This window comes from Anaerohalosphaera lusitana (assembly GCF_002007645.1).
Taxonomy (GTDB): Bacteria; Planctomycetota; Phycisphaerae; order Sedimentisphaerales; family Anaerohalosphaeraceae; genus Anaerohalosphaera; species Anaerohalosphaera lusitana.
Map to the genome: position 1 here is coordinate 3,217,781 of NZ_CP019791.1, position 12,784 is coordinate 3,230,564.

Consider the following 12,784-nt stretch of genomic DNA (forward strand, 5'->3'; position numbering starts at 1 on the left):
AAGCTGTTAGTCAACAGGCTCGAATTCTTCCTTGCCTGCGCCGCAATCCGGGCACACCCAGTCGTCCGGTATATCATCAAACGCGGTGCCTGGATCGACGCCGTTGGCCGGGTCACCCTTCTCGGGGTCGTAAATATAGCCGCACATTAAGCAACGATACTTCTTCATGGTAACTCCTTGTTGTCAAATTAGTATAAAGTAAAATTATCTGATAGAAGCAAGGGCCTTATTGAGCGTCTGAATATGGCTCATCTCTTCTCTGATGATGTTCTGGACCTTATCCTTGCCTGCCTTCTGCGGAACGATATCCTTGATGCCGAGGTAGAAGGCAACAGAGTTCTTTTCAGCGCCGAGGGCCGCTCTGAGGATCTCTTCACGGCTTTCGTTGCCGGTCAAAGTTTCGTCGAGAGACTTTTTACCCTCATAGCCGTGTGCGGAAGCCATGGACTGCAGATACATCTCGGCTTCGCCCTCTGGGTCGAAGGTGTTTTCTTCCTTCTCAAGTTCATTCAGGCTTTCCCTCATTTCGAGAAAAGTTTTTTCATGTCCATCTTCCATCTCAGCCAACGAAGTGAGCATCTTCTTCGTTTCAGGGTCGGACGAATTGTCCGCTGCTTTACGATAGAACTTAGCGCCATTGCGCTCTATCTCAATGGCCATTTCAAAAATTTCATCAGCATTGAACGTAATGCTCATCAAGCTTCTCCTTCTGCCTCTTCAGGCGTAAAAGTACGTTGACCAAGTTCTCTATCCATCATGAACAGGGCCTGGGGGTTGCCTTCGACCAGTTTAAGCTGACTTACGAGCTTGCCGGCGTTGTCTTCCTCTTCGACCTGTTCATCTACAAACCACTGCAGGAAATTTTCGGTTGCATAATCATCTTCTTCACGAGCGAGCTTGACCAGCTTGTTTATGAGGCCGGTAACTTTCTGCTCGTGCTCAAGTGTCGCCTCGAGTACAGCCAGAGGACTCGCCCACTCAGTGGGCGGACCATCGATCGCAGTCAGGTTGACTTTGCCCCCGCGGAAATTCACAAAATCATAAATTTTCATCGCGTGACTTTGTTCTTCCTGGGCCTGGACTCTCATCCAGTTGGCAAACCCGTCCAGATCCATACCTTCGAAATATGCAGACATCGAAAGGTACATATAACCTGAGTACAATTCTGCATTTATCTGGCTGTTAAGGGCCTTTTCAATTTTTTCAGGTACCATCTTTCTCTATCCTTTCCACAGTCCGTGAACATTGCAGTGTTCACGAGCGGTGACAGAATTCGCTTCAACCTTGAACATTGCTTCGGGAGTGTCGCCAGGCTTTAGGAACTGCTTGTATGACTTGCCGTCAGCCAGCAGTTCGATCCACTGGATGTAATGCTCATCTTCCATTGGATGCTGGACGCTGCCGACCTTAACCTTGTAGCCGCCATTGGTCTTTTCTATGACTGGTACATGCTTTTCCTTGCCCTTGTCCTCGGTTGCCGCGGCAAGTTTTTTCATTGGTTCGTTGCAGCATACAAGCTCTCCGTCGCCGCCGTTTAGAACCTCAACGATATTACCACAGATATTACATTTATAAACTTCGAGTCTCTCAGCCATATGCCTTCCTTTCGAAATGTTAAAACAATGTTTGTATCTCAGCGCTACATCAGCGAAGCTTCCTTGTGTTTGGCGACGATAGCGTCAGCCAGTTCGTCAAGCTTTGCGTAATCGTCCTCAGTGGGGTAACCCTTTGTGACCACCGGTTCGATGATCTCGGCCTTTACCTGCGACATCATGCCAGTTAGCTGGTCGACCATTTTGCTGCCCCAGCCGTAGGAGCCGATTATCGACATGAATTTCGTCTTCGGCCGTAATGCGTTTACGAGAAAAGCTGCGTATCCCGCCGACGGATGCGCCCCTATAAGCATAGTCGGGGATGCAAGAACGATCGTCGCGGCATCGACAAGTCCCATCGCGAGTTTGCCCAGCTCAACATCGGTCAGGTTGAACACGTCGACTTTCACGCCCCTGTCCATCAGGCTCTGTGAGAAGTACTCCACCATCTTGCGGGTGCTGTCGTGCATCGAAACATAGGGGAGCATGACATAGTTTTTCACGTCTTCGCTGGCCCATTTCGCGTATGCATCAATGATGAACTTCGGGTTTTTGTAAACCGGCCCGTGACTTGGAGCGATCATCTCAATATTGAATTTTTCCAGCTTCTTGAGATTGCCGCGTATTTGCCTTCTGAACGGGCTCATGATCTCTGCGTAATATCTTTTCGCGGGGCCATAGATGGCCGACTCGTTCTCAACGAAAATATCACTGGTCGCAAGATGCGAACCAAAAAAGTCGCAGGGAAACAGTATCTTGTCCTCCTGCAGATATGTCGAAAATGTCTCGGGCCAGTGTACCCATGGCGTGTCGATGAACTCCAACGTCCTGTCGCCCAACGAGAGGGTATCGCCTTCCTTAATAGTCAGGAAGTTCGACTCGTCCAGACACAGAAGATCGATCAGCATTTTCTTGCATTTCTCGTTGGCTACCACTTTGGCGTCCGGATAGAGCAAAAGCACATCGTTGATACTTCCGGAGTGGTCCTGCTCGCCGTGATGCGCGACGATGTAATCTATTTTGGTCACGCCCGCGCTGACAAGATTATCGATCAGTATCTCGGTCTTCTCCGGGTCAACCGTATCGATAAGGACTGTCTTTTCCTGGCCCTTGATCAGGTAAGAATTGTAACTGGTGCCGTCCGGCAGAGGGATCAGCTCATCGAATAGCCGTCGATCCCAGTCGATCGCACCCACACTGTATATGTTATCCGCTATCTTTCTCACGGTACACCTCCTGGCAAAACTAATAAACTATACCAGTTGTTTAGCTGCATTTATCGCAGCATCATAATCGGGCTCGTTTGTGATCTCAGGAACAAGCTCCGTATATTTTATTGTTCCATCCTTGTCTACTACGAACACGGCCCGAGCCATGAGCCTCAGATCTTTTATGCATACCCCTACCTGCTGTCCGAAATTGCAATTTTTGTGGTCGGAAAGCGTCTCGACATTCTCGATGCCTGCAGCCCCGCACCACCTGGCCTGGGCAAAGGGCAGGTCCATGCTTATGGTCAGAACCTTGATATCATCGCTCAGGCTGGCCGCCTCTTCGTTGAAACGCCGTGTTTCAGCATCGCACACGCCCGTATCCAGGGACGGAACGGTACAGATGATCAATATCTTGTCCTGGTAGGAAGACAGCTTTACTGGTGACAGATCGTTTTTGACAAGCTCGCTGTCAGGCAGCTTATCCCCCACTTGCACCTCATCGCCCATCAGAACTACCGGATTGCCTTTCATCGTCACTAAGTTGCTTCGTTCTTTCATGGCTAGTCTCCTTTAAAGTGCTTCTCCAGTTTGCCGACAGCATTAAAGCTATCGGCAAACCAGAATTTACGCAAGCTTAAATTTCTTCAAATCCCCAGTATAATAATATGGTTACCCATTAGAAGTTAACAGCTTCAAGCTCGAAGTGTGCCTGCGGATGCGCGCATGCCGGGCAAACTTCGGGGGCTTCCGGGCCTTCGTGTATGTAGCCGCAGTTCCTGCAGGCCCACCTGACAGGCTTATCCTGCTTGAATACCGAACCGTTCTCGATGCTGCTTGCCAGTTTCAGATAACGGTCCCTGTGTCTGGCCTCTGCGACGGCGATATTACGGAACACGTCGGCAATATTGTCAAATCCCTCTTCATCAGCGATCTTCGCAAATCCGGGATACATGTCACTGGTCTCGTAATCCTCTCCAGCAGCAGAAGCCTTGAGATTATCAACGGTGGTTCCTATTACACCAGCGGGGAAGCTGGCCTGAATTTCCGCTTCACCGCCTTCGAGGAACTTGAACAGCCTCTTTGCGTGTTCTTTTTCCTGATTTGCGGTCTCTGTGAAGATGGCCTCTATTTGACGGTAGCCTTCTTTACGTGCCTGGCTTGCGAAATAGGTATATCGATTCCTAGCCTGCGACTCACCCGCAAACGCTGTCAGAAGATTTTTTTCGGTCCGTGTACCCTTTAAACTCATAGCATCTTTCTCCGGTAATAAAACAATTTACTTAATTATTTTCCTTACAATTATCGCACAAACCTTCCAGATAAACCGTTGCCCGTAAAACCCTGAAACCTGATGGAAGCTCGGGCGGCACCAGGATATCGTCAAAGGGTTCGTGATGAAAATCCACAATTTCATTGCATTTAACACACTTAAAATGTTGGTGGCTGTCCAGATTTGCGTCAAATCTCTTGGCACCACCTGACCCGGCAACAACGAAGGCCAGCCCAGCTTCGGCAAACGTCAATAAGGTTCTGTTTACCGTATCGAGCGAGACCCGGGGCATCTCTTTTCTTACCTCTCTCCAGACACTCTCTGCAGATGGGTGCTCTTTTGAGCCTGCAAGTATCCGGTATATAGCCGCTCGCTGCGGAGTCAGCCTCAAGCCCTTGTCTCTGCATAGTTGTTCAAATTTCGTCTCAGCCATTAGATCCCCCCGCTTTGCATAAAAACCTCATGACGAATTGCTCCCTATCCATAAAACGCTTTATCGTAGCCACTACTATATACGATTCACTCTTACGTTCAACACTTATTTTCAGAAAATCTTACAAAAATCTCCCTCAGAGCTTAGAATTCAACGGTATTGCTCAATTTAGGCGAAACCGCCAGACCCGCCCTGCTGAAGAATTCCAGACCTCCACCTGCAATAAAGCGGGCATGCTCTATAATCTGCATTATTTTTATTACGTGTTCGACATCACGTTCAAAAACTTTTGACCCCTGTTTTTCGACTCCACATTCATCACATGGTATTATCCCTCGCATATCGCATTCCTCGCAGGGCCTGACACCGAGGCCTGCACAGTCACGGCACTGGGCCTCTACTACTTTGGTTTCCATCTGGCCCGCCTGGGACCTGTAACGGACCCTGTCTTCGATCTTGCCGTCTCCGCGGCAAGTCAGGCAGACAGACCAGCCGCTGCCGCCGCACACGCTGCAATCAACATACCCCAATCCGCCGCATTTGGAACAATCTTGTTCGGGAAGACGAGTTGAAGATTCATTCAAAATGCTCTGCAGACTTAGAGAACCCGGCAGCGATGAGTCCGCATAGTCGCTCACCTGAGCGTTCCGGCTAACCTCAGCAAGTTCCCGATGGGCACGAACCAGATCGCCCTTCAAGTAGAAGTCCAAACCATCAGCCAACTGCTTGAAAGATCTCCTGACAGCCTGATCATGTGTTTTGAAATCTTCATGGAGTATTTCGCGATAAGTCAGATTGAAGCCGGACGGCGAACTCATGATCTCTATTCTCAACTGTTCCGCATCCATAGTGCCGGCTGGTTGTGCTGCTGTAAAAGATATACTGCAGATAAGTACAAAGACGCCAAAGAGGAGTAAAAGCAAGTCCTGTCGCTGTTTCATGCCTGTTCCTCCCGGATCGTGTTGATCAGTTCCCAGGTTTGAAGATTAGCTATTGCGTTTACTCTGATTTCGTCAATGATGTTGGTGCAGTTTTGGAGCTGGGTCCTGTGGTCCATCGTCAGTTTGTCGAGGGCATTGACATATTCGCCCCGCTCGTCAATCTGCAATGTCAGCACTTCCAGCAGCCTGACGCTGCTGTCCAGCTCCACCGCGAACTTCTGCAGATAAGTATGACAGCATGAACGTCTGGCCTGGCGCTGAAGCTCGATGGAGGCTATCGCGTCACGAAATACATCGGCCCGGATGTGCTGTCGAACCAGGATCCCTATCTGATCCGTCATATAGCCCGCCTGGGCCAGAGCCTCTTCACCAACCTGCGAGAACTCATTCGGCACGTCAAATTCATCATCGCCCTGCCGTGTTTCGTTGCTTTGCTTTGCCATCTTCATTTCGCAAAGCCGGCCAATTATACCGCAGCTTCTCGCTCCGAAAGCGAAATACTTGCCGGCATCTACATATTCTGCTGCTGCCGGTCTGCCCTGTTGATATTGAGTTTGGTCAGGATCGGTGAATTGCATTTCCCGGACAGCATTCAACCACCAGTCGCTGCACTGCCTGCGTTCCGTCTCGGTGTTTCTTGGTTTCAAATGACCCGGGTCAGCCGGACCGATACCCGTCATATCCATAAGCGCTATCCAGACCTGGTGTGAGATCAGAGGATTGTCCGTTTGAGAGATAGCATTTGCCAATCTTATGGCGTTGTCCCTGCCTCCGATGCGTTTGACCGCACGCAGACGAGCGTTTATAGTCTTGCGGTCTCCGCTGAAACCTTGCTTATCGGCACCAAACAATATGTCCACCGCTTTGGAACTGCCGATAGTTTCAAGCCTTTCTATTGCTTTGTATCTTTCAACCCTGTCACTCGCCGCCATCTGCCCTTGCAGTTCCTCCAGCTCTTCGGCGGTAACGCGCCTGGTGTTCTCATCGTCACTATCGAGATCGAGTGTAATCCTCTGTTCGACCAGTTCGGCCCAATCCTCGTTCAGCGGGAACTTAGGCACATTGGGGTCATAGGGCAGATCGCAAAAATCGTATGCTTTTTGAGCACAGACCATCATGGCCATTCCAATGTCTGCCATAGCGGCCTTTCTGTCGAGTCCATAGCCCGAGCCGCTTTTCAGAAATGCATAATCTTCACTGGGCGGGGGAACATCTTTTTGCGGAACTATGGGCTGAGCTTGAAAAGTGGTTTGCACCGCATTTTCCGGGGGTCTTGGCTGTTCCGGGACATCGAGAGCATCATTTTCGTCTGGAACCTGCACCGGCTGGTCAGGTTCGGGTTGCTCGGATCTGACGTCCGGGGGCAGATCTTCTTCAACCTCTTGATCACCTCGATTGGAGGAGAGAAATGCGATAACGCCAATGAGTATGAGTGTACAGAGAACGGGGACAGCAAAATTGACGACTGCCGCCCAGTCGATGGTAAATCCTTCGAATAATGAAGTTCGGTCGCGATCAATCTGATCCTCGGTTTCCTCCTCCGTGACAGGGTCGAGGGGGATGTCCACAAGCTCATCGCCGGCAGTTGCCCCGCCGTCTTCGCTGAGGTCAAGCAGGCTATCGATATCGGTCTCGCTGAGGTGGCTGACTGTCGCATGCGAGGGATCGCCTTTGGTCTGTCTTTCTACCGGTTCGAGAACGTGGTCGCCTGAGACCTCTTCGATGCATTCGAAGACGGCTTTTTCGGTCAGGCCGAGCCTTTTGCCGAGCTTGACCAGCTTGTTGAACTGTTCGGGAGACAAGGGTCCGTCGCTGGCTTCGAGGCTGACAGCGTCTCGGAAGAAAGATACGTTCAGACCTATCTGGGTTTCTTCTTTGTTCGAGAGCGGAATGCGTGCAAGGATTGCATCGACGTTCTTTTGGGCGACGCCGATCTGACGTAGTTCCTTTGCCAACGCGACTCGTCGGGCCGGCGTTAAAGTACCGTCGCTGCTGACGGCATTCATGACTGCGGCGCGGGTCCGCTCGAGCAAGGCGGCATTCTCTTCGGTTTTCTTCTCGATCTGGCGCTGCTTGAGAAGGAGCTGCTTGTCGTATTCCCGCCGTTTATGTTCATCTGCGAGAACTTCTGCCGCGACCTCGAGCTGCTCTTTTTCGAACTTCATTACGAGGGGAATGAACTCCGGGCCGGGTATGTTTTCGCGGAGCTCACGTTTGCGGGCCTTGAGCGCACTGCGGACCACGTCGGCATTGCAGCCCTTGCGATCGATGCCGAGTATGTGGTAATAGCTCGGGTCGACTATGTGCCGGGCTATGCCGAGAATGCGATAAAATACTCTTAGATCACTCATTCCCAACCCTCACGGAGACGTTTCATTTGCCTGGTCCAGTTGTCTTTGAGATGCTGTTTATGTTTCACAGTAAAGTATTTCGCCATCCTGTCTGCAAGATCTTGCCGGCCTGCCTGGTAGGTGGTGGCGATGAGATTGTAGTTGGCCTGGAACCACATCTCGCTGCCCTGAGGCAGACCCTTGGCCAGGACGTTCCATTTGTCGGCTGCGTGCTGAAACTTACCCGCGCCTTCCAGAGCGCTTGCGTGAGCGGCAAGCACCTCCACCGACTGGCCTGCCTTTGTTTCCTCGATCCTGTCGAATAGATTCAGGGCCTGTTCATACTTGCCGACCTTGGAATATGCTTTTGCCAGCCCGAACCGGATACGCAGCATAAGATCGTCGTCGAGCTGCTCTGATGCTTTCTGTGACAGTTTCAATGCATGCTCGTAAACCTCAAATATTGTGTTCTGCTGCTGAGGCCCATCTTTTTCGCTTGCGTACGCTTCGCCTGCCTGTACGAGTGACCTGATCACCTGGACGCTGACCTGGTCCTCGGCCAACAGTTCCTGCAGATATTCCGAAAGCCCGCCGGTCTCTGTGTTTGCTGCCCGCACGCGTATCTGCAGGGCACTGAGTTTGTCGCCGAGAACGTCCTCCACGTCCAGGCTCTGGAGCTTGCTGCATAACTGCAAAGCCATGCTCACATCTGTGCCGGTGTTGAAAACTTCCTCTGCGATTACAAAACCCAGTTGCACCGCCTTTTGGCGAAGCGCTTCGTTATCTTTTGCTTCGGTGAGTCCGTTGGCCAGCTCCTGCCAGGCAGACTCGCTTTTGTCAAGCAGAACTGTCTTTTGGTCTTGATCATCGGTCAGCTCGGATGCTTTGAATGCTGCGAGTGACTTGTTGTAAAGAAACGAAAGTTTGATCGAATCGGCAGGCTGGTCGATGCTTTCCAGGATCGTCATTGCCTGGGCGAATTCTTTCCTTTCTATCATGAAAACGGCTCGGGCGTACCGGCTGTGCATTGTGACCCGCTCAGAACTGTAGCTGTCTTCCAGCTTATCGAGCAGCGAGATCGCGTTCTCGGGTCCTGTTTGGCCCTGGGTGAAGGCTTTGACCAGCGATCCGATCGCGAGGACCGCCAGTTCTTCGCCATCGGTTGCTTGCGGTGCGTTCTCGATGTATTCCACCACCGCCCGCGCAAATTCAGCCCGCTTTTCTGTTCCTGCAAGAGCCAGGCAGCGGGTGTGCCGCAATGCCGTTAGAACCTGTTGGGAAGTCTGCGGACCTGCGGTCTCGAGTCCTTTGCGGGCTTGTTCGGCTGCTGGTTCGTTCTCGTTTTTCAGCAGGAGTTTGCGCGCCCTTGCGAGCCTGGCGAGAGGGATATCGTATTCGCCGTCGGCCAGCCCCGCGAGCACATGTCCCTGCCATTGCTCGCCCTGAGTGTAGAGGGCTTCGCCTGTCTGTTCGAGTCTGTTCATGTAACCGCTTGCGTAGGGGTTGCCGGGCCTGCAGATGAATCGCAATGCGTCAAAACGCATGACCGCGAACTGAAGATCGGTCTGACTCTGTATCTGCGTGCTGTTGTTGTCGAAGTAATCCTGGCAATTCAGTTCGAGCTCCAGGTACATGCCGAGCTCATTATAAGAACGGCACGTTATCAGCAGCAGTTTTTGCCATAGCGGGGACTGTTCGATCTGGCCGGTCTTGAACTGACCCTCAAGCCAGCTTATCAGTTCGTAATGTCTGTTCAGTTCGTAATAGCACATGGCCTGTCCAAGGAGACAGTCTGCGACGATATCGCTGCCCTGATAGCCTCCTATCGTGAACCTTCTAAAAAGATCGATAGCTTCCTCCATCGCATCGGTTCGGTCCGCTCCGTCTTCGGCCAGCCCGATTCCGTACCAGCACCATGCCTTTGCATAGGTGGCTCTCGAGCCGTAACCCTTTATCTCCCGCCACCTCTGGCTGCGCTCAGTCGGTCCCCAGCGGTATCGCGTCCTGAGCTGATCCGCATCGTCGGACGCCTGATCCGCAAGCTCATCGTAGCGGGTAATGCAACTGCTCAAGAGATCTATCGCCCTGACTGCTGCTGAATCATCGCCGGCGGCGGCTTCTCTGGCATGGATGCGTCCTTCGACCTGGTCCATGTCCACACCGAGGAAACCGGCCTTGAGGGTGGTAAGCCGCATTCGGTTGGCAGCGTAGAGCAGCCTCGCTTCGTTCAAATAGGGTCTGGCCTTTTCGATACTCTCACTACCCAGCGCCTTGCCCAGGAGGCTCTTGACCTGGTCCTCGACGCCCTGCTGTTCATCGCCGACTGCCATGCCGAGAAACAACATTAACGCCAAAACAGAATGAAAAAGCACCTGCTTCACTCACCAGGTCCTTTCGCGCTGAACCCTACCTTTGAAAAGCCGAGCAGATGAGAGATATCTACTGCCTTGACCATGTTCTCAAACGGCACACCCGCCCCGCCGCGTACAATGACATCCATGTCAGATATCTCGCGTCTTATCCGCAGGTTCTCTCGCAAACCTGCCCAGCCGTCACAAAGTGTACCGTCACAGAATATCCGCAGTTGATCAGCCTCACTGATCAGCTCAATTTCGACGCTGTCCATGTATTCCTGCTGACCGACACCCTGTTCGACCCTGCTCAGAGCCGCCTGCATACGATTTTCAGGCTGAACGAAATTTGATGTGCACATGAAGAATATGAGCAGCAGCATCACTATGTCGATCATGGCCGGCATGTTCAGCTTGTGCGGTTCTCTGTATTTGTCGCTTCTTCGTAGTCTCATAGTATCTTCCGTCTACGATGCCTTGATCACACCCACTTTGACACCGGTAATGCCGGCTTTGGCGCATATGTCCAGCAGTCCTCGAACCGCCTTCCAGTCGGTGGTTCTGTCGCCTCTTATGTGAACTTCCACGTTGCTAGTTCCGGCAGTTTCGGCTTCGTTCCTGACCAGGTTGCCAAATTGATCGGCAGTAATCCGTTCGCCCAGATGATGTATATCCTCGCCCGCGGTCACACTGAACACGAGCTCTTTTCTAAGCGCGTTGCTCTGCTCGTTGACCTGCTCGGCGGAGGGCAGATCGATCCTCATCTGCCTGGGCGTGACCTGTGATACAGACATAAAGAATATGATCAGCAGGAAAAACACGTCAATCAGCGACGCGATGTTCACGCCCATGCCAGGTTTTGGTCTGGGTCTGCAAAGCTTCATGCTGAACCGGCTCCCGTGTTCTCTGTCTTACCTTTGCGGAAACGGCCCATAAGCCGTTCGACTTCGATCTCCGCTTCTGCTACGAAGTTATCGATGCGGTTGCGGAAAAAGGTTGCGAAAAACATGGCTGGTATCGCGACCACGAGGCCAAGGCATGTTGTCACAAGTGCCTCGGAAATACCACCGGCCAACTCGGAAGGTCTGGCGGCACCCTCGGTGAGAGCGATCTGGTTGAACGAACGGATCATACCAGTAACCGTGCCGAGCAGTCCCATCATGGGTGCTACGGCAGCGATGAACGAAAGATAATCCAGCCTGCGGTAGAGCTTCGAGATATTCCGCTCACTGACTTCCTGCATCGCGTTCTGCATGTCGAAGAAGCCGAACATCGAATTCACTTCGTTGAGACCAGCGGCGATGACCCGACCCAGGAATGAATCATCCTCGGTACACATCTCTTTCGCCCGCTGGTACTCGCCCATACGCAGGTTCTCGCGAACGTCGTCGGCGAGTCCCGTGGGTATGAGCTTTTCGTGGCGGATATTGATAAAACCCTCGACCACCAGGGCGAGTACGACCAGTGAGGTCAGCAGGATGATATAGCCTATTATCCCGCCTGCAGCGATGGTGCTCCACAACGATATGCGTGTTTCCTGGTCACCGTCTTCGGCGCCGAATGCGGTCGCAACGCAAAGCATGGCCAGGCACAATGTCAACAGTACTCTTTGCCGGGCTGTAATCCGAAATATCCTCTTTCCAAGCATGTTTATTTTCTCTCCTGATGTTGAAATTTTCAAAATTAACGGCCTGCTACAAAGCGGTACTTGCCGTCATTTTTATTGGCTATCTGTTTGAGTATTGCCTCACCGCTTCTGTTCAAAAATGCGATGGTATTTATTACCACTCCGCGTTGTTTGTTATATCTGGTGATATGATCGGACATCGAGCTGTTGAACTGACCATCGCTGAGCAGCCATACAGCGTCGGGGTTAAGGCTCAGAGCAAGCTCCATAGCGGAAGTCGGATCGGTACTGCCCGAACCGGTAATGCTCTCGAGCCAGTCATAGCAATCCTCCTTGTTCTCTTCGGTTGCTTCGACTAGTTCGCCTCCGGGCATGGCAATATGGCTGCCGCTGTAGAAAATCACGAAAAACTCGGCAAACTCTTCCAACTCGGATATGCTTCGTCGCAGCTCGGTTTTGGCCATATTAAGAGGTTCACCTCGCATGCTGCCTGAGCGGTCAACGACATAGACGAATTTGGTGCCGGAGACTTCGAGGCCGAAAAAGCTCGCCCCGCCTGAGCCTGCAGCACCCCCGCCGCTGAGCGACGCTTCCTGCCAGGCGTTGCCGAGCCCAGCCGTACCCGTATCCATGTTCAGCATTTGGGAATCCAGAACCTCGCTTCGCATCTGCGCATCTTCGGTGGGCATAAGTGCTCCGAGTTCAACCTTCACCTCGGGCATATCGGCAGATGGTGCGACCGAGACACTTTGATCAATCTGCTCCTGCTGACCCAGCGACTCGAGCTCGTCGCCGGATTCGTATTCAACGATCGCAACTTCAACATCGCCGTTGCCGCGGTCCCCGCCGTACATCCAGCCGATCTTGCCGATACCGACTATCGCCACGACATGGATTATAAGCGATACCGTCCACCCCAGCATCGCTGCGGTGTTGACGCGGCGCTTCCAATTGCTGCCGCTTTTTGTGCCAGCGGAAGCGTCGTCAAATTCCGGTCTATCCTGAATGCCAGTTCCGTCCATTGGAACC

Annotated in this window: 15 protein-coding genes; all 15 read right to left on the minus strand. The window is 52.2% G+C overall.

Annotation, left to right across the window (positions count from 1 at the left end; genetic code table 11):
- Positions 1–6: 6 nt before the first annotated feature.
- Entirely contained in the window at positions 7–168 is a 162-nt protein-coding gene (rd, locus tag STSP2_RS12930) for a rubredoxin (protein ID WP_146663173.1), read from the minus strand.
- A 36-nt stretch (positions 169–204) separates the two neighbouring features.
- Complete coding sequence (locus STSP2_RS12935) at positions 205–696, minus strand: ferritin family protein (RefSeq protein ID WP_146663174.1); 492 nt, start codon at positions 694–696, stop codon at positions 205–207.
- Positions 696–1,214 carry a ferritin gene (locus STSP2_RS12940; RefSeq protein WP_146663175.1) on the minus strand — a complete coding sequence of 173 codons (519 nt, stop codon included), beginning with the start codon at positions 1,212–1,214 and terminating at the stop codon, positions 696–698. The genes STSP2_RS12935 and STSP2_RS12940 overlap by 1 nt, the downstream gene beginning before the upstream one ends.
- Positions 1,215–1,220: 6 nt before the next feature.
- Positions 1,221–1,595 carry a desulfoferrodoxin gene (locus STSP2_RS12945; protein WP_146663176.1) on the minus strand — a complete coding sequence of 125 codons (375 nt, stop codon included), beginning with the start codon at positions 1,593–1,595 and terminating at the stop codon, positions 1,221–1,223.
- Between the two features lie 44 nt (positions 1,596–1,639).
- Entirely contained in the window at positions 1,640–2,818 is a 1,179-nt protein-coding gene (locus STSP2_RS12950) for an FprA family A-type flavoprotein (protein ID WP_146663177.1), read from the minus strand.
- Between the two features lie 27 nt (positions 2,819–2,845).
- Positions 2,846–3,361 (minus strand): thiol peroxidase, encoded by a 516-nt coding sequence (gene tpx / locus STSP2_RS12955; protein ID WP_146663178.1) that lies wholly within the window; start codon positions 3,359–3,361, stop codon positions 2,846–2,848.
- A gap of 118 nt (positions 3,362–3,479) precedes the next feature.
- Positions 3,480–4,052 (minus strand): rubrerythrin, encoded by a 573-nt coding sequence (gene rbr, locus STSP2_RS12960; RefSeq protein ID WP_146663179.1) that lies wholly within the window; start codon positions 4,050–4,052, stop codon positions 3,480–3,482.
- A 31-nt stretch (positions 4,053–4,083) separates the two neighbouring features.
- Positions 4,084–4,506: a Fur family transcriptional regulator gene (locus tag STSP2_RS12965; protein ID WP_146663180.1), complete on the minus strand. Its 423-nt coding sequence runs from the start codon at positions 4,504–4,506 to the stop codon at positions 4,084–4,086.
- A gap of 143 nt (positions 4,507–4,649) precedes the next feature.
- Positions 4,650–5,447, minus strand: coding sequence for a hypothetical protein (locus STSP2_RS12970; RefSeq protein ID WP_146663181.1), 798 nt, complete (start codon positions 5,445–5,447; stop codon positions 4,650–4,652).
- Complete coding sequence (locus tag STSP2_RS12975) at positions 5,444–7,798, minus strand: hypothetical protein (RefSeq protein WP_146663182.1); 2,355 nt, start codon at positions 7,796–7,798, stop codon at positions 5,444–5,446. The genes STSP2_RS12970 and STSP2_RS12975 overlap by 4 nt, the downstream gene beginning before the upstream one ends.
- On the minus strand, positions 7,795–10,158 hold the full coding sequence (locus STSP2_RS12980; protein ID WP_169853206.1) for a hypothetical protein: 2,364 nt from the start codon (positions 10,156–10,158) through the stop codon (positions 7,795–7,797). Before STSP2_RS12980 ends, STSP2_RS12975 begins: the two co-directional genes overlap by 4 nt.
- Positions 10,155–10,583, minus strand: a complete 429-nt coding sequence (locus STSP2_RS12985; RefSeq protein WP_146663184.1) for an ExbD/TolR family protein — start codon at positions 10,581–10,583, stop codon at positions 10,155–10,157. Before STSP2_RS12985 ends, STSP2_RS12980 begins: the two co-directional genes overlap by 4 nt.
- Before the next feature lie 12 nt (positions 10,584–10,595).
- Positions 10,596–11,012 (minus strand): ExbD/TolR family protein, encoded by a 417-nt coding sequence (locus STSP2_RS12990; RefSeq protein WP_146663185.1) that lies wholly within the window; start codon positions 11,010–11,012, stop codon positions 10,596–10,598.
- Positions 11,009–11,728 carry a MotA/TolQ/ExbB proton channel family protein gene (locus tag STSP2_RS12995; RefSeq protein WP_169853207.1) on the minus strand — a complete coding sequence of 240 codons (720 nt, stop codon included), beginning with the start codon at positions 11,726–11,728 and terminating at the stop codon, positions 11,009–11,011. The genes STSP2_RS12990 and STSP2_RS12995 overlap by 4 nt, the downstream gene beginning before the upstream one ends.
- Positions 11,729–11,811: 83 nt before the next feature.
- Complete coding sequence (locus STSP2_RS13000) at positions 11,812–12,777, minus strand: VWA domain-containing protein (protein WP_146663187.1); 966 nt, start codon at positions 12,775–12,777, stop codon at positions 11,812–11,814.
- Positions 12,778–12,784: the final 7 nt, after the last annotated feature.